This window comes from Ruminococcus sp. CAG:57 (assembly GCF_000435935.1).
Taxonomy (GTDB): Bacteria; Bacillota; Clostridia; order Oscillospirales; family Ruminococcaceae; genus Hominimerdicola; species Hominimerdicola aceti.
Genome location: NZ_FR890700.1, coordinates 62345 through 83439 on the forward strand (window position 1 = coordinate 62345; position 21095 = coordinate 83439).

Here is a 21095-nt window from a genome sequence, read left to right on the forward strand (position 1 = left end):
CTTGAAGTGAGGAATGAGGAATGAGGAGTGAGGAATTATGGTATCGCCTTGCGGCGATGATTATTTTTCTTCGGGCAAATTTGCCATGCCGCAAAATCGCTACGCTCTTTGCGGATTTACATTTACTTAAGGATAGGGTAGGCGGTGCAGATTTTTGCTCCGATATTGCCTTTATTTGATATCTGACTTTTGCGTGCTTTTTTCTAATTAAATCTGCACCGCTTGGTCGGCTTACGCCGATTGAGGCTCTGCCTCAAGCTCCGCTTAGGGCTTTGCCCTAAGAACCCACAAGCCCTCTAACGCCGGGCTTGAGCCTGCGTTTTATCTCTCGCTACGCTCGGTGCTGGGGCACAGCTCTGGTCAGCTATGCCCATTCCTCATTCCTAATTCCTAATTTCTCATTAAACCGGAAACTCTCCGTCCTCCACGGTCGCATCAGCGATCTCTCTCATTTCGTCCCAGTCATGCGAGTAATGGTCATTCAAGCAAGCCACAGCAAAGAACCCGCCTGCTTTCGCTCCCTTTATGCCCTCGACTATATCCTCATAGACCACGCAATTCTTTGCTTCAAGCCCCAGTTTTTCAGCCGCCAGCTCATAAACATCAGGAAAGCCCTTTCCCCTTTTCACCTGTTCTGTAGACACGAAGCAATCAAATTGATCCAAAATGCCGTTTCTCTTTAGCACAGGCTTATAAAGCTCCTCCGTTGAAGCGGTCGCCAATGCTATCTTCCTGCCCTGTTCCTTAAGCTTTCGCACATACTCCCCTGCGTTTCCGCAAAGCTCGATAACGTTCGTATACTCATACACCGCCATATCGAACCATTCCTTCATTATATCCTGAATGTTCTCACCCAGAGAAAATCTATCGTTTGTATAAACAGCCGCCTGCTCGAAATTCATTGCAGACACCTGCTTGAAATAGTCCTCAGGCACTTTTATCCCACGCTTGCCGAGAAATTCCTCGTCTATCTTTGACCAAACGTGATTTGATCTTGTCAGAGTGCCGTCCAAGTCGAAAATGTGTCCCTTAAAATCTTTTATGTCCATTGTAATGTCCTTTCAGAAGTATTCATCAGAGAGCCTGAAACCCTCGCCTATTATCTCGCTCACGTCACCCACAAGCACGAAAGCCTTTTCGTCAGTTTCCGCCGCTATCCTGCGAACGTCCGTTATCCTGCGTTTTCTCACTGCGCAAAGTATAAGATCTCTGTCCTCTCCCGTGTATCCCGTTCGGGCTTTTATGACCGTACAGCCCAAGTTGCCCTCATTAAGAAGCCTATGGAGTATCTTATCTGCGGCAGGGCTTATTATCAGCGCAAGCTTTCCTCTGTCGCCGCCGTAGAGTATCATATCCAGTGTTTTTGAGAACACCCACAGCGTAAAGAACGAATACAGTGCATTGTCGATACTGCCGAAAACAAAACCGCTGAGCACACATATCACACCGTCTGCAAGCATAAAGATCTGTCCTGCCGCCATGTAGGGCTTTTTCCTTTTGATAAGCTTAGCGGCGATATCAGTTCCGCCTGTTGTTCCCCCTGAACGAAAAACTATCCCACAGCCTGCGCCCAACAGAATACCGCCTGCTATTGCGCTGAGAAAAATATCATTTGTAAGTGGTGTAAAAAGCGTACACATATCCGCAGTCAGACCTGAAACTGCAATAGCTACAACAGTTCCCAAAAGAAAATGCCAGCCGAACACATAAAGGCTAACCGCCAACAAAGGAAGATTTATCGCCATTGTAAGCGAGCCGACACCAAGAGGCAGAAATCTTGACAACATGACAGCAAGCCCCGAAGCACCTCCGGGGGCAATTTCGTTAGGGCTTAAAACCAACCCAACGCTCACGCCATATATGACCGCACCGAGAAGCAAGAGAGGATAGTCCACTCTGCCCTTTGCAGACTTTTCTGCCGAAAACAATTTATTCAGAAGTATCATAAAAGCCCTCCAAGCTATGCAAAAGCAAAGATAGGCTTATTTTTCCCCTGATGCCTCGTAAAATACATTTTTACAAAAGAGGCGCAATGGTCCTGAGAATGACCGACATGAACCTTGACCAGAAGCTGCGGTTATTTATATCATCATGTGTTATCCTATGACAGCGGTTTTCAAACATATCGTCAAAGTCCGCTTTTATATCCTTTATACAACTTGTTTTGTACATATAAGTTGCACACTCAAAATGGAGATACAAGCTTCTGTAGTCGAGATTTATCGTACCCACCACGGCTGACTTATCGTCCGAGAGGAACATTTTTGCGTGGTTAAAGCCGCCTTTATACTCATAGACTTTCACACCCAGCGTTTCAAGATCTCTGTAGAAAGACCTTGTTATAACGCTCACATACCATTTATCAGGTATCTCAGGAGTGATTATCCTAACATCAACACCGCTTTTTGCCGCATAGCCCAGGACGGTGAGCATTTCGTTGTCAGGCACAAGATACGGGGTAGAGATATAGATATAATCCTTGGCATTGTTTATCATATCCATATAGACAAGCTCGCCCACATTCTCGTCATCGAGAGGGGAGTCGCCGTAGGGGATAACATAGCCGTTGTTCACAACGTTTTTTACAGTTGGGCGGTACATATTATACTCAGTTTTATCACCTGAGATGACCTCCCACATTTGCAGAAACATCATGGTAAAATTCCAAACGCCGTCGCCCTTTAGCATAACGGCGGTATCTTTCCAATGACCGAAACGCTCCTTGCGGTTTATATACTCGTCGGCAATATTAACGCCCCCGTTGAAAGCCACGTTGCCGTCTATAACGAGAATTTTTCTATGGTCACGATTATTCTGTATAGTAGAAAGCATAGGACGGAAAGGATTGAAAACAAGGCATTTTACCCCTTGTTCGGTAAGCTTTTTCTTATATCTGAAAGGCAAAGTGAACTGAGAGCCCATGCCGTCATAAAGAAGTCTTACCTCCACGCCTGCCTTAGCTTTTTCAAGAAGTATCTTAACTATCTCACGCCACATTTCACCGTCATCGATAATAAAATACTCCATAAAGATAAACTCCTGAGCTTTCTGAAGCTCCTCAAGCATAGCCTTATACTTATCTTCGCCAAGCGGAAAATAAGTGACCTCGGTATTACCGCAGACAGGGTAGCCCCCCGACTTATCCACATAGTTTGCAAGCTTATAAAAATCAGGCTCACTTTCATGGAGATAGCTCATTATCTGTTCATTTGTTTTAAGGAAAGGTCTTGTATTGGCGGATTTCTTAGCATAAAGGTTTCTGACCTTTCTTGTTGAAAACTGATTTTTGAGTAATATATAAAGCACCACCGTAAAGATAGGCACAATAACAAGGGGTACTATCCACGCCAATTTATAGGCAGGGTTCTCGCTGCTGTTAAGGATATAGATAGCAAGCACGATAGCCACAGTAGAAAAAACGATATGCAGATAGGCATAATGCACAGCGAAGCTTTGGAAGATGATAAAAATGAAAATAAGCTGCAATGCAAGAAGCAGGATAATAGTGGTTTTCTGTGAGAATATCATATTTATAAGTTTTTTCGGTTTTTTCTTTTGTATTTTTTCGCTTATCTTTTCCGCCACATTATCCGCCTGCCTTTCTGAAAATAGTGATACACAACTGATTATAACATTTATTTTTGATTTTTGCAATACGCAAAAATGCAGTTAATCCACCCTGATTTCACGAATTTCTGTGACAATGACACAACTTTTGTTATCTTATTGTTGACAACAATTTATGAAACAACGCACGAACAATGTAAGTGTTCGCCCGTTTAGTTCACCCACATGGTTTATGGAAACTCAAACCTCGCAACTCCCCGAAGAGGGACGTCGAGGGCGCCGTCCCCTACAACTCTAAACATAACGCCACATAAATACACAAAAAAACAGGCAGACGGCTTTCCAGAGCAAGCCGTTCCCACAGCCGCTAAAAAACCATCTGCCTTATTATTTTTGCTAAAATTTCAAACAGCTATTCAGTATAGCCAAAGGCAAGCACTTCTCCATGCTTGTCCTCATCGCCTGCCGCCATTGATATCTCAACGGTATAGTTAGTTGCTTCAGGCATCATGGCGATATTCTGTATCTGAGCATTTCCCCAGCCTGACGGACTTATGGTATCGTAATCGCTTTCGTCATACACCTCTCCGTCTGCTGTTACCTTAACATGAAGCTTGCCGAACTCGCCCTGCTTCACCTCTTTGTATATCATGTACAAGAATTTTTTGTCCTTGAACTCGAATACGATAGGGCTGTTATCTCCGGTGTTGTCGTAAGTCCAGCCATTTGTAAAGCTTGCGATAGTAGAGCCTTCCTTCCAACTTCCAAGGCTTGTTGGCGTAAGGCTGTCGCCCTCATACATATGAGCGTCCACCTCTCGCGGAGAGAAAACAGTGTCTGTGGGCATAACATAATCGCCCTCTGGCGCAACGTCCATAACAGTGTCAAAATAGTAGTCCACCATTGAAGCCACAAGCTTGTGACCCTCATCGTTAGGGTGTGACTGATCGTCAGAGAAATCTTTCCAAGTCATTCTGTTGTTTGCGAAAAGATATCTTAGTGCGTCACAGTATGATATCATCGGCAGGTGATAAAACTCGCCTATCTGCTTCATATAATCCTGAGCAGAATGGTCGTTTTCTGTCACCGAGAACAGCAGAACAGGAGTGATATTCTTCTGCAAAAGCGTTCTGACTATTGACTCGTAAGCGTTCTGATAGTCAGTCTCTGTGCCGTCATTTACTGCAAATTCGATAAAGCATATGTCAGGCTCATAAGCCAGCACATCTCTGTCGAGCCTGAGTATTCCAAGCTTAGACGGCGTACCGCTAAGGCCTGCGTTCACATACTGGACGTTATCCCCCGTACCGAATTTCTGTGCAAAATAATCATAAGTGAGCTTAGCATAACAGCCGTCTGCACCGGCAGAAATACCCTCAGTGATAGAGCCGCCAAGATACGCCACAGTGACCTTTTCGCCTGACTGTGCTTTCTTTATAACATTCTGCATCATAGAAGTGTTGCCGTATGACACCATAGCCTTGTCATACATAGCCTGCGTCCACTCCTCGTCAGTTTCAGGCATTTTTTCGACCTGCGAGCTTGAAGACTCCGCTTTGCTTTCAGCCTTTGAGCTGTCCGCATTATTTCCGCAGCCTGCAAAAGCCGCTCCGCACATAGCAACACTCACAAGCACTGCCAACAATTTTTTTGTATTCATTATTTGTACCTTTCTAATCTATGATAGCGAAATCGGTTTCACACCGCATATAACACAAAAAGTACGGACAAAGCCGTACTTTTTGGTTATATCAATATGATAAAAATTCTTATTAGTTAAGAACTGCCTTCTCAGTTTCCTTATCGAAGATATGGATTCTGTTAGGATCGATAGCGACCTTAAGCTCATCCTGTGGACGAACGTCAGAACGAGGTGAAACTCTAGCTGTGAGCTGGATACCCTCGCAGTTGAGGTACAGATATGTTTCAGCACCCATCATTTCAGTTACTTCAACAGTTGTGTTGATAACGCCTGTTGTAGCCTGAGCGAGGAATGCAGGCTCGTCATGGATACACTCTGGACGAACACCAAGAACAACTTCCTGATCAACCAGTGGCTCAAGAACTTCAGGATCTACCTTAGACTCTGGAACTGTTACCTGATACTTAACGCCTCTTGTTGTCTTTGTATCCTCAGAACCGAACTCAACAACATACTTGCCGTCTACCTTGAGGAGCTTAGCGTCGATGAAGTTCATCTGTGGTGAACCAATGAATCCTGCAACGAACTGGTTTACTGGATCGTTGTAAAGATTTGTTGGTGTGTCGATCTGCTGGATGTAACCGTCCTTCATAACTACGATACGGTCACCCATTGTCATAGCCTCTGTCTGGTCATGAGTTACATAGATGAATGTAGTACCGAGCTTCTTATGGAGCTTAGAGATCTCAGTTCTCATCTGTGCTCTCAGTTTAGCATCGAGGTTTGAAAGAGGCTCGTCAAGAAGGAATACCTGTGGCTCACGAACGATAGCTCTACCGAGGGCTACACGCTGTCTCTGACCACCGGAGAGAGCCTTTGGCTTTCTGTCAAGAAGGTGAGCGATGTCAAGTATTCTTGCTGCTTCCTCTACCTTTCTTGCGATCTCATCCTTTGGTACCTTTCTGAGCTTCAGACCGAATGCCATGTTCTCAAATACTGTCATGTGAGGATACAGAGCGTAGTTCTGGAATACCATTGCGATATCTCTATCCTTAGGAGCGATGTCGTTTACAAGTCTGTCGCCGATGTAAAGTTCACCTTCACTGATCTCTTCAAGACCTGCGATCATTCTAAGTGTTGTAGACTTACCACAACCAGAAGGACCTACGAGGATGATAAACTCCTTATCCTTGATCTCAATGTTGAAGTCTGAAACAGCGATAACGCCGCCTGCATACTTCTTATAAATTTCCCTTAATGATACACTTGCCATTAAAAAAGGACCTCCCTATTTGAATTTTACTAATATCCTAATTAGCTATGCTTTTATCATAACAAATTTTTAACATACCCGCAAGAGTTTTTTTTACTAAACTTTATTATATCTCATTATGAATATTGACGAAAATTCACATAGAATAGGTAATTACTTACATTTAAACGATTTCGCTGTCAATAATCTTTCAACATCTTTGTGCATTATTTCTAAACAGCTTCCAAGAGGCAGATCCGGATCTAAAGGCAGTTCTCCGATCTTTATCCGCTTAAGAAAAACAACTTTATTTCCCAGCTTTTCAAACATTCTCTTGACCTGATGATACTTACCCTCATGAAGCACAACGGTACATTCATCGGGACAGTTCACACTTGCGGAAAATTCCGCAGGCAGACATTTCTCTCCGCCGTCGATAGTCATGCCCTCAGCGAATGCCTGAGCATAATTTTCCTGCCAAGGGTCACGAAGTCTGACGAAATAGGTTTTCGGAACATGGGTCTTAGGGGACAACATTCTGTGGGCGAGAGCTCCGTCATCAGTGAGAAGCACAAAGCCCTCAGTATCCTTATCGAGCCTGCCCGCAGGGAAAAGTCCCTCCCTGAACATCTCAGGAGGTACTAGCTCAAGGACAGTTTTCGACTCTCCGTCACGAGTGGAGCAAACCACACCCTGCGGCTTGTTCATCATTATATAGACAAACTTTTTATAGCATATCTCCACGCCCTTTACAGCAACAATATCGTTTTCGCTGACCTTAGCATCAGCCGCCTTGGCGACCTTTCCGTTTACAGTCACCTGACCTTTTCTGCAAAGCTCTCTCACCATGCTTCGGGAAATATCATTACGCTGTGAAGAAACAAATTTATCAAGTCTCATAGCTAAAGCCTTTCTGATAATTTTCTTATAAAGATTATAGCATACGATACCGCCAAAAGTCAAATATGCGAAAAAACTTGACCAAAAGCAAACGCCTGCAGATATGCTCCACAGGCGTTTTACTACTATTTGTATCGGTTTTTTCGACCTATGAAGCATTGGTTTACCCTTATTTATAATGCCGACGTTCCACGCTCAGACGCCTACTTTTTCCTCAGTCCCTGCATAAATCCGTCCAGCTCCGCTGAGCATACATCTCCTCCCACAAGCTGTCCCTCACAGACGATAAGATTAGCCCTGACCTCCTGCTTCTTATTCCCATAATTCTTCACAGCATATGTATACACCTCAGCGGTTTTCCCTTTATAGTCCTCCAAGTCAAAGCCCTGCTGCTTCTGAAGCTTATTATACTTTTCATACACCTCATTGAATTCTTTCGGTATGGTCACCGCCTTGCATTCATCGTATTCGTCAGACACCTCCCAGCCCATTTCTTTCAAAAATGCCTGTCTTTGTGCTTCGCTTTTCATCTCGTACACCGCAGGCGACGATATCCTCACCACTGTCACTATTATCACCACCAACAGTGCCAACGCCGCCAGAACCGCCCCGATCACCGCAAATGTTGGTTTTTTTACTTTTATTGTCTTGATAAACATACCCTTTTCCTCGCTTTCTGTTTTCAAAGTTTGTACATTTATATGTGTTGTCCCAAAAATTATAACTACCTGTCCGATTTTTTATTTTGTTATATAATTTTCAAAAATAATTTTTATAGCATTAATAATATTATTGTATAATAAATTTATCGGTTTGCTATGATTTATTATCACAAACTCTGTAGCATTGATATGGCGTTGTGCAAAATTGACAAAAACAAAAGTGAAAATTAATGTGAATTAACGATTTTGTATTTTTTTGTACAAATGTCTTTGACAATTTCAAAATATGTGGTACAATATTATTAGGTAACGCTATGCTTCTCCGCATTGCCTGCGGAGGGTACTGAAACGTTTTCTTAAATCTGCCTTTTCACGGCTGTGAAGGGGCAAGTTATTATTGCTGATGCGTTCTGCGGTCAGCCGCAGGATTGATATATGAAAGGAGCAATGAGTTTTATGTCAAAAATTATTGCAGTTACTTCCGGTAAAGGCGGAACAGGCAAATCTTCTATAAGCGCCTGTCTCGGTTATGCCCTTGCCAAGCAGGGAAACCGTACACTTATAATTGAGCTTGACTTTGGTCTGAGATGTATGGATATCATGCTTGGTATGCAGGGTAATATTACATACGATCTAGGTGACGTTCTTGAGGGTACTTGCGACGTATACAAGGCAACAACAACTGTTAAGCTTGCTTCAAATCTGAGCGTTCTCTGTGCTCCGTCCGACCCGTTCGTTCAGCTCAAGGCTGAGGATATCGAAAAGATCACACAGGAAATGAGAAAGTATTTTGAATACATAATCATTGACACCTCTGCAGGTATCAACGGTTCTGTATTTGATATAGTTACTAATTCCGACCTTATACTTATAGTTACAACTCCTGATCCTGTATGCGTAAGAGATGCAAGAATGATGTCAGATGAGTTCTATAAGAGAGGAAATCAGAAGCAAAGACTTGTTATCAACAAGGCAAACAAAAGAATATTCGAGTTTGACGAAATGGACGACCTTGACGCTATCATCGACACAGTCGGCGTTCAGCTTCTGGGTGTTATCCCTGAGGACAGTGCTATCCCTCTTGCAACAGGAAAGGGTGCGCCGCTTTCATCAAGCTCTATGGGCTTCCTTGCATTCTCTGCTATTTCAAGAAGAATAAAGGGCGAGCATATACCCCTCTCCATCAAGGTCTGAGTATATTATCAGCCGTATGCGTGAGGGTATCTGCGCATAGTGCGGCTGTTTTATATAACGAAACTTATTTGTTCATTAATATACTAATATATAAACGGGGGGTTTCCATTGAATATTGCACTTATTGCTCATGACACAAAAAAGGAACTCATGGTACAGTTCTGTATCGCCTATTGCGGTGTACTCAGCAAGCACAATCTTTGTGCCACAGGTACTACGGGAAAAATGGTAGCCGAAGCAACAGGCCTTAACGTTCAGCGTTATCTCAGTGGCTCACAGGGCGGCGACCAGCAGATCGCAGCGAGAATATCCTGCAACGAGATAGACCTGCTTCTGTTTTTCAGAGATCCTATCTCAGTGAAGCCACACGAACCTAATGATATGAATCTCCTCAGACTTTGCGATGTACACAACATTCCGGTAGCCACAAACATTGCCACTGCCGAAGCGCTTATCCACGCACTTGAGCGAGGCGATCTTGACTGGAGAGATATCGTTAATCCTACAAAGATATAATTGAAATTTCATATACAAAAGCGATGAAAGGGAGAGTATTCCGTTCTTATGTTTCAGCGAGAGCCGTTGGTGAGAGGGTTCACACAAAGGGCAGGAAGAAGGACACCTTGGAGCTTCCGTTTGTTCAAGAACGGACGTATAGCTGCGTTAAAGCGTTAGAGTGATCCGGCACGAAAGTGTTCGGATAATTAGGGTGGTATCACGGTAAAAGTCGTCCCTTACTAGGGGACGGCTTTATTTTTTTATCCACCACCCATAGGGGAGAGGCTCAATTTCTGCTTCACAGAAATGCGACGTCCCGCTTTTTCGCTCCTCACTCACTCTCGAATGCCTTATCTCAGCACACCAAAAAGCAAAGGCGGTATAACAATGAAAGCCAGCCAGCTAACAAAAGAAAACATCACCCCCGAAATAGTAGACAAGCTTCTTTTCGAGGGTCTTGACTATAAAGGCGAAACTGCCGACGTTATAATAGTTCTGGGAAGCCGCAAAGCCTGCGACTATCGTGTTCCCCTTGCGGCAAAGCTTTTTCACGAGGGAAAAGCCCCACATCTCATATTTTGCGGCGGAAAAGTGCAAAATACTTCACAAGGCGAAATGGAAGAGTATAAAGCCATGCTCATCGCCGCCGAAAAATGCGGCATACCGACCTCCGCCATAACTGTGGAAACACACTCTCTTGATACCGTGGAAAATCTGCAAAACGCAGCCAAGCTTGTAAAAAAGCATTTTCCAAACTGCAAAAGCATTATTATAGTCACTACCGCATATCATATGCGGCGTGCCGCCATGCTTGCAGAGCACTTTTTCACACAGAAAATTATCCCCTGCCCTGCCAGCCGTGGCAGTACACAGCGAAATAATTGGTCAATGACCGAAAAAGGCAGCACAACAGCACTTGACGAATGCCTTAAATTCGGTTATTATATAAAAAAAGGTTTTATTGACGATTTTGAAATTTGAAACGTTGTAATTAACAGCATCAAGGCTCTTTAATGTAGTGGTGAACAGTGTTCGCCCGTTTATTAACAACGTCCCGATATCACAGCTATTTAAACGATATCGGTATTCAAAAGTTCAAGACAAAATACAGAAAGGATCGTTATTATATGGCATTGATAGTTAAAAAGCCAAAAGGCACAGAGGACATCGTTCCCTCAAAGGTCTATAAGTGGCACACTGTAGAGAAGATAGTTTCCGAAGCTGCCGAAATATACGGCTTCAAAGAAATAAGAGTACCAACTTTTGAGGAAACAGGTCTGTTCGTGCGTTCTGTTGGCGAAACAACAGACGTTGTTCAGAAAGAGATGTATTCCGTTTCCGCAGCAGGCGACTCAAAGTTCACACTCCGTCCGGAGGGAACATCCGGCACAATGAGAGCTGTCCTTGAAAACGGCATTATGAACGAGGGTCTGCCGCAGAAGGTCTATTATATCCTCTCATTTTTCAGACACGAGAATACACAGAAAGGCAGACTCAGAGAGTTCCACCAGTTCGGCTGTGAAATGGTCGGCTCTGAAAGCCCAAGAGCAGACGCAGAGGTAATTTCACTTGCAAAAAGCGTCCTTGACAGAGCAGGGCTCAGAAACATCAAGCTCAACATCAACTCTATAGGCTGTCCAACCTGCCGTGCAGAGTATCGCAAGGCTCTGAAAGAGTATTTTGCCGCAAGAAAAGACCAGCTTTGCGAGACTTGTCGGGACAGACTTGACAAAAATCCAATGAGAATACTTGATTGTAAAATCAAACACTGTCAGGAGCTTGGCAAGGACGCCCCTGTTATCCTCGATTATCTCTGCGATGATTGCAAAGAACACTTTGAGAAGCTTCAGGAGTACCTCTCTGTAATGGGTATCGACTTTGACATCAACCCTAAGATAGTAAGAGGTCTTGATTACTATACAAGAACAGTTTTCGAGTTCATCACCGATGAGATAGGCGCACAGGGTACAGTCTGCGGCGGCGGACGTTATGACGGACTTATCCAGCAGCTTGGCGGCAAGCCTACCCCTGCCCTCGGCTTCGGTCTGGGACTTGAAAGACTTCTCATGGTAATGGACGCTCAGGGCTGTGACTATATGGAGCCAAAGACCTGCGACCTTTATATCATACCAATGGGCGAGGACGCCCTTAAAAAGGCAATGGGCATAGCCTCCGAGCTTAGAGAAGAGGGCTGTTTCGTAGAATATGACCTTATAGGCAAAGGACTTAACGCTCAGATGAAGTATGCAAACAAAACAGGCGCAAAGTTCGTTATGGTGCTTGGCGACAACGAGATAGAATCAGGCGTTGCAAAGCTCAAAAACATGGCAACAGGCGAGCAGACAGATATCAGGCTTGACAACACAATTGCCGAGAACTTTTCAAATGCACTTATGGCGGATATGTTCAAGGATATCGACGCTGATATAGAGAAATTTATCGGAAAGGAGAACTAAGCAATGAGATGTGAACAGTGCGAGAAAATACCTCTGGTAGAAATACACACTCCGCAGGAATATATGCTCTGTATAGGTTCTCTTGCAAGAATGCTGCTGGCAGGGGAAGTTGAAATGACCTATCAGACCTGCCCACTTGATAAGATAATGGATAACGACAACAAGTGGTATGCTGAAAAGCTTTTCCACCAGTTCAGGTGTACAAAATGCGGCACTATCTATGGTATGCTCTGCAACACCCACACAGGCGGACAGATAAAGATAAACGACAAGGTCTTTGACCCTGCTGATTATCCCGATAAAAAGGAAGATAAATAATGCTTGCAATAAGACCCGTGACCTATGAGGTGGAAACCTCACTTTCGCCTAAAAGAGTTCTCAGAAAGCTTGACGGCGACCTTATCGAGCATAAACCGACCATAAACATTCTCTCCCAAAGCAAGTTCATGAAAAACCACCGTGACGATACCATTTTTTATGGCTACCGCACAGACGCCGAAAGCTTTCAGATCTTCCACCACACCGCTAAAAAGCGTGACGGAGGCTCAACAGGCTTTTATGGCAAGGTAGAAAAGACCCCCAACGGCTCCAGGATATACGGCAAGTTCAGAAAGCCTATCTATGCCTATGTTGTGGGCGTCATATGGACGGTGCTTGTGCTTTTCCTCACCCTTATGCTTGTGGCACTTGGAGAGAAAACAGGCGCAGTATGCTTTGCCGCAATATGGCTCGTGGGATTGTTCCTCATGTTCTGGGACAACAAGAAGAAGTTCGTCAGAGCCTATCTCGACAGCTTCCCGCCTGCCGTCAGCAAAACAGACGAAAGCGATGAATAATTATTATCCATATAAACATAAAGAAAAGGAAGTAATGTAAAATGAAACTTGATACAATGAAGGGCTTACGCAGGACCCATTACTGCGGCGAAGTGCCTGAAACAGAGCAGGAAGTCGTGGTATGCGGCTTTGCCGACAGAGTAAGAGATATGGGCAACCTTATCTTCATCAACCTCCGTGACAGAACTGGACTTGTACAGCTTGCATTCAATGATGAAACAGACAGAGCCGTTTTTGAAAAGGCTCAGCTTGTAAAAAGCGAGTATGTACTCATGGCAAAGGGTATGGTACGTCCTCGTGAGAGCGTGAACGAAAAGCTAAAAACAGGCAAGATAGAAGTTGCCGTAACAGACCTGAGAATTCTCTCAAAGGCTGAAACAACACCGTTTGAGGTAACAAACTCAGATAAGGTAAACGATGAGCTGAAGCTCAAATACCGCTACCTTGACCTTAGAAATCCAAAGCTTCAGAAGAATATCATCACCCGTCATAAGATCGCTCAGATAACAAGAGAGTATTTCTATGACAATGGTTTCCTTGAGATAGAAACTCCTATGATGATGAAGTCCACCCCAGAGGGTGCAAGAGATTACCTCGTTCCTTCAAGAGTTCATGCAGGCAAGTTCTATGCACTTCCACAGTCACCGCAGATATACAAGCAGCTCCTTATGATATCAGGTTATGACAGGTATATCCAGCTTGCAAGATGTTTCCGTGACGAGGACCTGAGAGCTGACAGACAGCCTGAGTTCACACAGATAGACCTTGAGATGTCATTTGTCGATCAGGAGGATATCCAGGCTTGTATCGAGGGCTATATCGAAAAGCTTTTCAAAGAGATACTCGGTGTAGAGGTAACTCTCCCACTGCCAAGACTTACATTTGCAGACGCTATGAGCCGTTATGGCTCTGACAAGCCAGATACACGTTTCGGCATGGAGATACAGGATATCACAGATACTGTTAAGGATATTGACTTTGTGGTATTCAAGTCAGCTATCGAGGCAGGCGGCTCAGTTCGTGCAATAAACGTCAAGGGCGGAGCAGCCACATACACAAGAAAAGAGATCGACAAGCTTGTTGAGCACGCAAAGGGCATAGGTGCAAAGGGTCTTGCGTATATCCGCTGGGCAGACGAACCAAACTGCTCATTCAAGAAGTTCCTTGGCGAGGGCGATCTTGAGAAGATAAACGCAGCCGTTGGAGCAGAAAAAGGCGACCTTATCCTCATCTGTGCAGACAAGAACAAGGTAGTTCTTCCAACTTTGGGCGCACTCAGACTTATCTGCGGAAAGCGTCTTGGCGTTATCCCAGAGGGCAAGTTCAATTTTGTATGGATAACAGAAATGCCATTCTTTGAGTATGACGACGAGAACGACACATGGGTAGCAGCGCACCACCCATTCACAATGCCAATGGAGGAGTGTCTTGACTATCTTGACACCGACCCTGCAAACGTCCGTGCAAAGGCATGGGATCTTGTCCTCAACGGCACAGAGCTTTCATCAGGCTCAATGAGAATAACAGACTTTGAGCTTCAGCAGAAAATGTTTGAAGCACTTGGCATGACAGACGAAGAGATAGAAGCAAAGTTCGGCTTCCTCGTAGACGCCTATCGTTATGCCGCACCACCGCATGGCGGCATGGGCATAGGACTTGACAGACTTTCCATGATAATCTGCAATGCCGACAGCCTTAGAGATGTAATAGCGTTCCCAAAGGTACAGAACGCCAGCGAGCTTATGAGTGCTTGTCCGTCCACAGTAGACGAGAAGCAGCTTGAAGAGCTTCACATCAAGACCACAGAAATAGAAGAATAATTCGCATTAACGCAAACAGGACAGCTCATGAGGGCTGTCCTGTTTTTGTTTTATTGCACAAATTCTAATGACCGCACAATGTATATGGTAGGGGCGACCTGAGGTCGCCCGCCTGCGTTTTATCTCTCGCTACGCTCGGTGCTGACTTTTACTTTGTGCTTGTTCTTTACTCTGGTCGGCTTTGCCCATTCCTCACTCCTCATTCCTCACTCCTCACTTATACTCCCCCTCATAAAAACTTGAAACCCGCAGCCGAATTTCTCCGACCACGGGTTCCAAGCTATAATTTATAAGTGGGATGGGGGCAATTTTATTGGGTAGTCACCCGTCATCTTTAAGGCTTAATCGTCCTGAAGTGCGTCATAACCCTCTTCATTCGTTCTGATCTTTACTACGTTCTCAATGTTGTATACAAAGATCTTTCCGTCTCCGATATGACCTGTATAAAGGGCTGCCTTTGCAGCATCGATAACTGCTCTTGTTGGTACCTTGCAAATAACGACCTCGACCTTTACCTTTGGCAGCAGATTTGTTTCAACAACTGCACCACGATAATACTCAGGCTGTCCTTTCTGCATTCCGCAGCCAAGAACGTTCGTTACTGTAACACCTGTTACGTCGATGTCCTCCAAAGCTGTGATAAGATCGTTGAGCTTCTGCTGCTTGCAGATGATAGCGACCTTTGTCATTTTAGGTGTGCCGTCAGCAGACGGTGCGTCTGTTGCATAAGATTCTACCTTGATGGCCTTCTCAACAGGAACTACAGGCTCTGTTGACTTGTCTACCTTTACAACGCTCTTTGCATCGTCCTTTGTATAGCTGAGCATTGCCTGTGACATTGCTGGTGCGAAGTCAGCGTAAGAAGATACAAGACCATGCTCTGTAACGTCAAGACCAAGGATCTCTTCCTGCTCGGAAGCTCTAAGACCGATCGTGTGCTTGATGATCTGGAATACGATAGTCATTGTGATAGCTACCCAAGCGATAACTGATACCATACCGAGAAGCTGGATACCAAGGAGATGTACTCCACCGCCTGTGAAGAGTCCCTTTTCACCGCAAGTACCGTCTGAGAAAAGGCCCACTGCGATAGTACCCCACATACCGTTGAGCATATGAACTCCGCAAGCACCAACTGGGTCATCTATCTTGAGTACCTGATCTATAAACTCTACACCTACAACTACGAGGATACCTGCAACGATACCGATTATAGCTGCTGATACTGGTGAAACTGTGTCGCATGGAGCTGTGATAGCTACCAGACCTGCAAGTGAAGCGTTAAGTGTCATTGAAACATCAGGCTTCTTATACTTGATCCAAGTAAAAATCATTGTTGTGATAGTTGCAACTGCTGCTGCAAGGTTTGTTGTTACGAAAACTTTACCTGCAAGCGGGATAGCGTCGCCTTCCATTGAAGTTGTTGACGCACCGTTGAAACCGAACCAGCAGAACCAAAGGATAAAGCAGCCAAGTGCGCCAAGTGTAAGCGAGTGACCTGGGATAGCCTTTGCCTTGCCATTCTTGTCATACTTACCGATACGAGGACCAAGGATAGCTGCGCCAACGAATGCTGCAACGCCGCCTGCCATATGAACGCAAGTTGAACCTGCGAAATCATGGAAGCCGAGGTCTGCGAGCCAGCCACCGCCCCAAATCCAGTGAGCCTCGATAGGATAGACCAGAAGGCTTATAATTGCTGAATAGATACAATAAGAAATGAACTTTGTTCTTTCTGCCATAGCTCCAGAGACGATAGTTGCTGCTGTTGCACAGAACACTGTCTGGAAGATAAGGAATGCAAAGAAAGGCACTCCGTCTGGAGCAGCTGAGGCATATGTTGAATCAGCTATTCCCTTGTAAGCTCCGATGAACTTTCCGTCGCCAAACATTATACCGAAACCAAAGAGCCAGAACAGCGGAGTTCCGATACAGAAGTCCATCAGGTTTTTCATGATTATGTTACCTGCGTTTTTCGCACGGGTGAAGCCCGTTTCAACCATTGCGAAGCCTGCCTGCATAAAGAATACAAGTGCAGCTCCCAACAGTACCCATATAGTATTGACGGCACTGAAGCCTGTGCTTTCAGCCAATACTGTTACAGTGTTTGTCATATCTTTTTCCTCCTAAAATACAAAAAAGTGTATGACGACCAAAGCCATTCGGCTCGGTCTGTCATACACTTCATTGTGCATTCTGTATATTATTGTAGCTGTAGGGGAACAAAGTAGTAGATCTGTGGTTAGTTTGTTATAAAGTCCGTGTTATATTGAAAATTTGAATTGTCCCTTACTTAACGTAGAACAGCAGATCGCTGTATGTTGGATAAGGCCAGTAATCCTTGCCTACCAGTGTTTCGATCTTATCAGCCGGAACTCTGAGAGCACCCATATCTGCAAAGATAGTATCGTGGAAGAAGTTTGCCATTTCCTGTGTGTCCTCGATAGAGTGTACTTTCTGTACATCAGCTTCCAGTGTGCCAAGTGCCTTGTACATCTCAGTTACGAGAGCTGAAATTTCCTTAACGGTCTCTTCCTCAAATACAGTTTCAGCACCGCAGCTCTTTGCAAGCTCAGCAGTCTTTGCGATATCCTTGATATACTTAGCGGCAGCAGGAAGGATCTCCTTCTTAGCCATGTCGATCATTGTAAGAGCCTCGATATTGAGTGTCTTGCAATACTCGTCGAGGAGAATCTCAACTCTTGACTGAAGCTCAGCTTCTGTATAAACTCCGTACTTAGAGAATACGTCAACATTCTTTTGTGCAAGGAATGTTGGAACAGCTTCAGGAGTTGACTTAAGGTTAAGAAGTCCTCTCTTTTCAGCTTCAACAGGCCACTCGTCTGAATAACCATTGCCGTTGAAGATGATGTTCTGATTTTCCTTGATAGTTCTCTTGATAAGATCGTCAAGAGCGTCCTGGAAGTTGTCAGCCTTTTCAAGCTCGTCAGCAAACTGATCGAGAACGTCAGCAACGATAGTGTTAAGAACTGTGTTAGGGCCTGCTACTGAAAGCTTTGAACCAGGCATTCTGAACTCAAACTTATTGCCTGTGAATGCAAATGGTGAAGTTCTGTTACGATCTGTTGTATCCTTAGGGAAGTGTGGCAGAACGTCAACACCGATCTCCATCTCAACTCTCTTGTCCTCATACTTAACGCCGTTTACGATAGCATCGAGAACGCCTGTAAGCTCGTCGCCAAGGAAGATAGAAATAATAGCCGGAGGAGCTTCGTTAGCGCCAAGTCTATGGTCGTTACCAGCAGAAGCAACTGAAGCTCTCAGAATATCCTGATAATCATTTACAGCCTTGATAACTGCTGTAAGGAACAGGAGGAACTGAGCGTTCTCAGCAGGTGTTTTACCAGGATCGAGGAGGTTTACACCTGTGTTTGTTGAGATAGACCAGTTGTTATGCTTACCGGAACCGTTGATGCCAGCGAATGGCTTCTCATGAAGCAGGCACTTGAAGCCGTGCTTTCTAGCTGTTCTCTTCATGATCTCCATTGTGAGCTGGTTGTGGTCGGTCGCGATATTTGTTGTGCCATAGATAGGAGCAAGCTCGTGCTGAGCAGGCGCTACCTCGTTATGCTTTGTTTTAGCGTAAATACCAAGCCTCCAGAGCTGCTCGTCAAGATCTTTCATGTAAGCCTGAACTCTTGTCTTGATAGTACCGAAATAGTGATCTTCAAGTTCCTGACCCTTTGGAGCAGGTGCGCCGTAAAGCGATCTGCCTGCAAGGATAAGGTCCTCTCTCTTTGCATACATCTCTCTGTCTACAAGGAAGTATTCCTGCTCAGGACCAACGTTTGCTGTAACTCTTGTTGCGTCTGAGCCGAACAACTTCAGAATTCTGAGAGCTGACTTATTGATAGCTTCCATTGAACGGAGAAGCGGAGTTTTCTTATCAAGCGCTTCGCCATTGTATGAACAGAAAGCAGTAGGAATACAAAGTGCTTTTTCCTTAATGAATGCGTATGAAGTTGGATCCCAAGCTGTATAGCCTCTTGCCTCGAATGTTGCTCTCAATCCGCCTGATGGGAAAGAAGAAGCGTCAGGTTCGCCCTTAACAAGCTCCTTGCCTGAGAACTCCATGATAACGTGACCGTCCTCAGTTGGTGAGATAAAGCTGTCGAGCTTTTCTGCTGTAAGACCTGTCATTGGCTGGAACCAGTGAGTGTAATGTGTGCAGCCCTTTTCAACTGCCCAATCCTTCATTGCGTTAGCAACGATGTTTGCAACCTCGATATCAAGTGGATCGCCGTTGTCGATAGTCTTCTTCAAAGCCTTATATGTAGCCTTTGGAAGTCTTTCTTTCATCACTGATTCATTGAATACGTCTGAGCCGAAATATTCAGGAACGTTTGCCATATTGAATTCCTCCTATTATAAATTATAGTCTAAAAAAATAAAAAAGACACTGCGAACCTAAGTGGTTCACAGCGCCTTTGCTGTTTACAATTATGAGTATATACCTTTTGACCTCATTTGTCAAGGCTTTTTTTTATTTTTATAGACTTTTACAAATTGACGCAAAAATATTTGTTGAAACTTGTGAAATCACATCCCATGTCAATAAAATGCACATATTTTTGTAAAGAAATACATCAAACTGCTAAAATAGTGAAAAAAAGTGGGCGACCCTAGGTCGCCCCTGCGATAATATCCTAAATATCTATATAATGATCCTTATCAGGTCTGTCTTTCAGCTCTTTTTTCATAAGCTTATTTACCTTTTTGAGCTTTGAGCCTGCGGTAAAACAGCCGAAGATATTCGTCACACCTGAAACGAGCAGAGCGATACCAAGGACTATCATTGCGGTTTCGCCTAAAATAAGAGGGTCAAAGAGGAGAAGTATACCAACGAGAGTGGTAACAGCGGCTGAGATACAGCTTACGTTCCAGCTTTCTACACCTGCACGTCTAAGGTTAAGGGAGTCCTGAATGTTCACGATGCCGCTTATGAGCATATAAAGTCCGCAGACAACGGCAATGACTTTCGGGATAAAATCAGGTCTTATGATAATGAAAATGCCTATGGCGGCGAGGATGATCCCTCTCACAAGGCTTGAAGAATAGCTCTGGTCGTCTTTGCCCATGGCGAAGTATCTTATAAGCTCCACTGCACCGAATGCGGTGAAAAGTCCACCAATAACATAGCCTATGGCGGCGGTGAAGAAATTAGGGTCGATTATGAGCGCAATGCCCAGCACTACGCAGAATATAGACAATATCCAATAGCTTCTGAATACTTTTTTGATATATTCCATTTTTATCTTTCCTTTCATGTTTTTATAATGCTGCAAGCTGGCGACTAGACGTGCGACCTCAGGTCGCCCCTACAATTTATTTGTGCAGTACAATGGTGTTGCATTAATAAATGCACAGCGTGAAATGCCCGTCACGGAGAGTGACCGCCCACACAATAAACAAAACAAGGTTGAAAAGCGGGCTGTCGAGGGTGCCAGCCCCTACAATAACATTGCAGAAATTACGCCGCGCCATTACAAATATCATTTTGCCGATTTTAGCTTTGCCGCCTTTATTACTTTCATTCGTGAGAACTCCTCTCTGTCCTTTTCTTCAAGAGAGTCAGTAATGAATTTCACTATGCGTTCATTTCTTGGAATGATTATATTTTGCAGGGCGTTTGCTCTGCGCTGTGTCTTTTTTATGGCTACGGACAGTCTGTAGATACTGTTTTCCACCTCTGCAAGGACCGCTGTGGTCTGTTTTACCTTTTCAAAGGCGAGATAGGCTCTGTCAAGCTGAGAATCGGTCTGAGAAAAGCCGTATGTGACTTTCAGAGGGCGTTCTTTAAGCGTGACCTTTGGCAGCTCAACGCCCATGACGCTTCTTGTGCTTATCTCAACGCCTGTTTCAACGGGGATACAATTTGCATAAGGTGTAACAAGACCCATGGAGATATTTGCAAGCTGGAGTGCGCTGTAGGCTTCCTTGTAGGTGTCCTCAATGCTTCCTCTAAGCTCTCCTGCTTTGTCAACAAGGCTCATAAGCTCTCTTATAAGGATATTTCTTTTTCTGTCCAAAAGCTCATAGCCCAATGCGGCAAGCTTCAGAGCCTTTTTATAAAGTATAAGATTTACCTTTGTGGCAAAGACCTGCTGTTCAGCCATTAGTCACACCCTCTCTCTATTATATCACTGTATATAAATAAAGTCCAGTAGGGGCGAACATTGTTCGCCCGATTTTTTCTTTGTGAGCCGTTTTATTCAGCATTGGAATAGTGATGTTGCAAATAATTTCA

At 44.4% G+C, this 21095-nt stretch carries 18 protein-coding genes and 1 other annotated feature; of the genes, 7 read left to right on the forward strand and 11 right to left on the reverse strand.

The window, feature by feature from the left end; translation table 11 throughout:
* Positions 1 to 401 precede the first annotated feature (401 nt).
* From QVO88_RS02790 to QVO88_RS02820, 7 genes are all read right to left on the reverse strand, one after another.
* Complete coding sequence (locus QVO88_RS02790) at positions 402 to 1049, reverse strand: HAD family phosphatase (protein ID WP_022287007.1); 648 nt, start codon at positions 1047 to 1049, stop codon at positions 402 to 404.
* Between the two features lie 12 nt (positions 1050 to 1061).
* Positions 1062 to 1946, reverse strand: a complete 885-nt coding sequence (locus QVO88_RS02795; RefSeq protein WP_022287008.1) for a YitT family protein — start codon at positions 1944 to 1946, stop codon at positions 1062 to 1064.
* Between the two features lie 70 nt (positions 1947 to 2016).
* Positions 2017 to 3585, reverse strand: a complete 1569-nt coding sequence (gene cls / locus QVO88_RS02800) for a cardiolipin synthase (RefSeq protein ID WP_022287009.1) — start codon at positions 3583 to 3585, stop codon at positions 2017 to 2019.
* 394 nt (positions 3586 to 3979) lie between these two features.
* On the reverse strand, positions 3980 to 5227 hold the full coding sequence (locus QVO88_RS02805; RefSeq protein WP_022287010.1) for an SGNH/GDSL hydrolase family protein: 1248 nt from the start codon (positions 5225 to 5227) through the stop codon (positions 3980 to 3982).
* A gap of 112 nt (positions 5228 to 5339) precedes the next feature.
* Positions 5340 to 6482, reverse strand: a complete 1143-nt coding sequence (locus QVO88_RS02810) for an ABC transporter ATP-binding protein (RefSeq protein WP_022287011.1) — start codon at positions 6480 to 6482, stop codon at positions 5340 to 5342.
* A gap of 153 nt (positions 6483 to 6635) precedes the next feature.
* Positions 6636 to 7361, reverse strand: a complete 726-nt coding sequence (locus QVO88_RS02815; protein ID WP_038673478.1) for a pseudouridine synthase — start codon at positions 7359 to 7361, stop codon at positions 6636 to 6638.
* Positions 7362 to 7564: 203 nt separating this feature from the next.
* Positions 7565 to 8047 carry a DUF4830 domain-containing protein gene (locus QVO88_RS02820; RefSeq protein ID WP_288177736.1) on the reverse strand — a complete coding sequence of 161 codons (483 nt, stop codon included), beginning with the start codon at positions 8045 to 8047 and terminating at the stop codon, positions 7565 to 7567.
* Between the two features lie 432 nt (positions 8048 to 8479).
* Between QVO88_RS02820 and QVO88_RS02825 the strand changes: the two genes are divergently transcribed.
* The 7 genes from QVO88_RS02825 to aspS all read left to right on the forward strand — a co-directional run bounded on the left by QVO88_RS02825 (position 8480) and on the right by aspS (position 14827).
* Positions 8480 to 9217, forward strand: coding sequence for a P-loop NTPase (locus QVO88_RS02825; protein WP_022287014.1), 738 nt, complete (start codon positions 8480 to 8482; stop codon positions 9215 to 9217).
* A 108-nt stretch (positions 9218 to 9325) separates the two neighbouring features.
* The gene (gene mgsA / locus QVO88_RS02830; RefSeq protein ID WP_022287015.1) at positions 9326 to 9733 is read left to right on the forward strand and encodes a methylglyoxal synthase; all 408 of its coding nucleotides are present in this window, start codon (positions 9326 to 9328) and stop codon (positions 9731 to 9733) included.
* A 14-nt stretch (positions 9734 to 9747) separates the two neighbouring features.
* Positions 9748 to 9955: a binding site (T-box leader), on the forward strand.
* Between the two features lie 147 nt (positions 9956 to 10102).
* Positions 10103 to 10696 carry a YdcF family protein gene (locus QVO88_RS02835; protein ID WP_022287016.1) on the forward strand — a complete coding sequence of 198 codons (594 nt, stop codon included), beginning with the start codon at positions 10103 to 10105 and terminating at the stop codon, positions 10694 to 10696.
* A gap of 146 nt (positions 10697 to 10842) precedes the next feature.
* Positions 10843 to 12171, forward strand: coding sequence for a histidine--tRNA ligase (gene hisS, locus QVO88_RS02840; RefSeq protein ID WP_022287017.1), 1329 nt, complete (start codon positions 10843 to 10845; stop codon positions 12169 to 12171).
* A 3-nt stretch (positions 12172 to 12174) separates the two neighbouring features.
* Entirely contained in the window at positions 12175 to 12489 is a 315-nt protein-coding gene (locus QVO88_RS02845) for a hypothetical protein (protein WP_022287018.1), read from the forward strand.
* The gene (locus QVO88_RS02850; RefSeq protein WP_022287019.1) at positions 12489 to 13007 is read left to right on the forward strand and encodes a hypothetical protein; all 519 of its coding nucleotides are present in this window, start codon (positions 12489 to 12491) and stop codon (positions 13005 to 13007) included. Before QVO88_RS02845 ends, QVO88_RS02850 begins: the two co-directional genes overlap by 1 nt.
* 41 nt (positions 13008 to 13048) lie before the next feature.
* Positions 13049 to 14827: an aspartate--tRNA ligase gene (gene aspS, locus QVO88_RS02855; RefSeq protein WP_022287020.1), complete on the forward strand. Its 1779-nt coding sequence runs from the start codon at positions 13049 to 13051 to the stop codon at positions 14825 to 14827.
* A gap of 341 nt (positions 14828 to 15168) precedes the next feature.
* Here the strand turns inward: aspS and QVO88_RS02860 are convergent, their stop codons facing one another.
* The 4 genes from QVO88_RS02860 to QVO88_RS02875 all read right to left on the reverse strand — a co-directional run bounded on the left by QVO88_RS02860 (position 15169) and on the right by QVO88_RS02875 (position 20964).
* Positions 15169 to 16941 carry an ammonium transporter gene (locus QVO88_RS02860; protein WP_022287021.1) on the reverse strand — a complete coding sequence of 591 codons (1773 nt, stop codon included), beginning with the start codon at positions 16939 to 16941 and terminating at the stop codon, positions 15169 to 15171.
* Between the two features lie 175 nt (positions 16942 to 17116).
* On the reverse strand, positions 17117 to 19198 hold the full coding sequence (locus QVO88_RS02865; RefSeq protein ID WP_022287022.1) for a glutamine synthetase III: 2082 nt from the start codon (positions 19196 to 19198) through the stop codon (positions 17117 to 17119).
* 296 nt (positions 19199 to 19494) lie between these two features.
* On the reverse strand, positions 19495 to 20097 hold the full coding sequence (locus tag QVO88_RS02870; protein WP_022287023.1) for an HdeD family acid-resistance protein: 603 nt from the start codon (positions 20095 to 20097) through the stop codon (positions 19495 to 19497).
* Between the two features lie 243 nt (positions 20098 to 20340).
* A complete protein-coding gene (locus QVO88_RS02875) occupies positions 20341 to 20964 on the reverse strand; it encodes a V-type ATP synthase subunit D (RefSeq protein ID WP_022287025.1) in 624 nt (207 codons plus the stop codon).
* Positions 20965 to 21095: the final 131 nt, after the last annotated feature.

Excerpts from the sequence above, each read along its gene's own strand:
- QVO88_RS02790 (WP_022287007.1), bottom strand. The coding sequence starts at position 1,049 with ATGGACATAAAAGATTTTAAGGGACACATTTTCGACTTGGACGGCACT.
- QVO88_RS02795 (WP_022287008.1), bottom strand. The coding sequence starts at position 1,946 with ATGATACTTCTGAATAAATTGTTTTCGGCAGAAAAGTCTGCAAAGGGC.
- QVO88_RS02805 (WP_022287010.1), bottom strand. The coding sequence starts at position 5,227 with ATGAATACAAAAAAATTGTTGGCAGTGCTTGTGAGTGTTGCTATGTGC.
- QVO88_RS02810 (WP_022287011.1), bottom strand. The coding sequence starts at position 6,482 with ATGGCAAGTGTATCATTAAGGGAAATTTATAAGAAGTATGCAGGCGGC.
- QVO88_RS02815 (WP_038673478.1), bottom strand. The coding sequence starts at position 7,361 with ATGAGACTTGATAAATTTGTTTCTTCACAGCGTAATGATATTTCCCGA.
- QVO88_RS02825 (WP_022287014.1), top strand. The coding sequence starts at position 8,480 with ATGTCAAAAATTATTGCAGTTACTTCCGGTAAAGGCGGAACAGGCAAA.
- QVO88_RS02835 (WP_022287016.1), top strand. The coding sequence starts at position 10,103 with ATGAAAGCCAGCCAGCTAACAAAAGAAAACATCACCCCCGAAATAGTA.
- hisS (WP_022287017.1), top strand. The coding sequence starts at position 10,843 with ATGGCATTGATAGTTAAAAAGCCAAAAGGCACAGAGGACATCGTTCCC.
- QVO88_RS02845 (WP_022287018.1), top strand. The coding sequence starts at position 12,175 with ATGAGATGTGAACAGTGCGAGAAAATACCTCTGGTAGAAATACACACT.
- QVO88_RS02850 (WP_022287019.1), top strand. The coding sequence starts at position 12,489 with ATGCTTGCAATAAGACCCGTGACCTATGAGGTGGAAACCTCACTTTCG.
- aspS (WP_022287020.1), top strand. The coding sequence starts at position 13,049 with ATGAAACTTGATACAATGAAGGGCTTACGCAGGACCCATTACTGCGGC.
- QVO88_RS02860 (WP_022287021.1), bottom strand. The coding sequence starts at position 16,941 with ATGACAAACACTGTAACAGTATTGGCTGAAAGCACAGGCTTCAGTGCC.
- QVO88_RS02865 (WP_022287022.1), bottom strand. The coding sequence starts at position 19,198 with ATGGCAAACGTTCCTGAATATTTCGGCTCAGACGTATTCAATGAATCA.
- QVO88_RS02870 (WP_022287023.1), bottom strand. The coding sequence starts at position 20,097 with ATGGAATATATCAAAAAAGTATTCAGAAGCTATTGGATATTGTCTATA.
- QVO88_RS02875 (WP_022287025.1), bottom strand. The coding sequence starts at position 20,964 with ATGGCTGAACAGCAGGTCTTTGCCACAAAGGTAAATCTTATACTTTAT.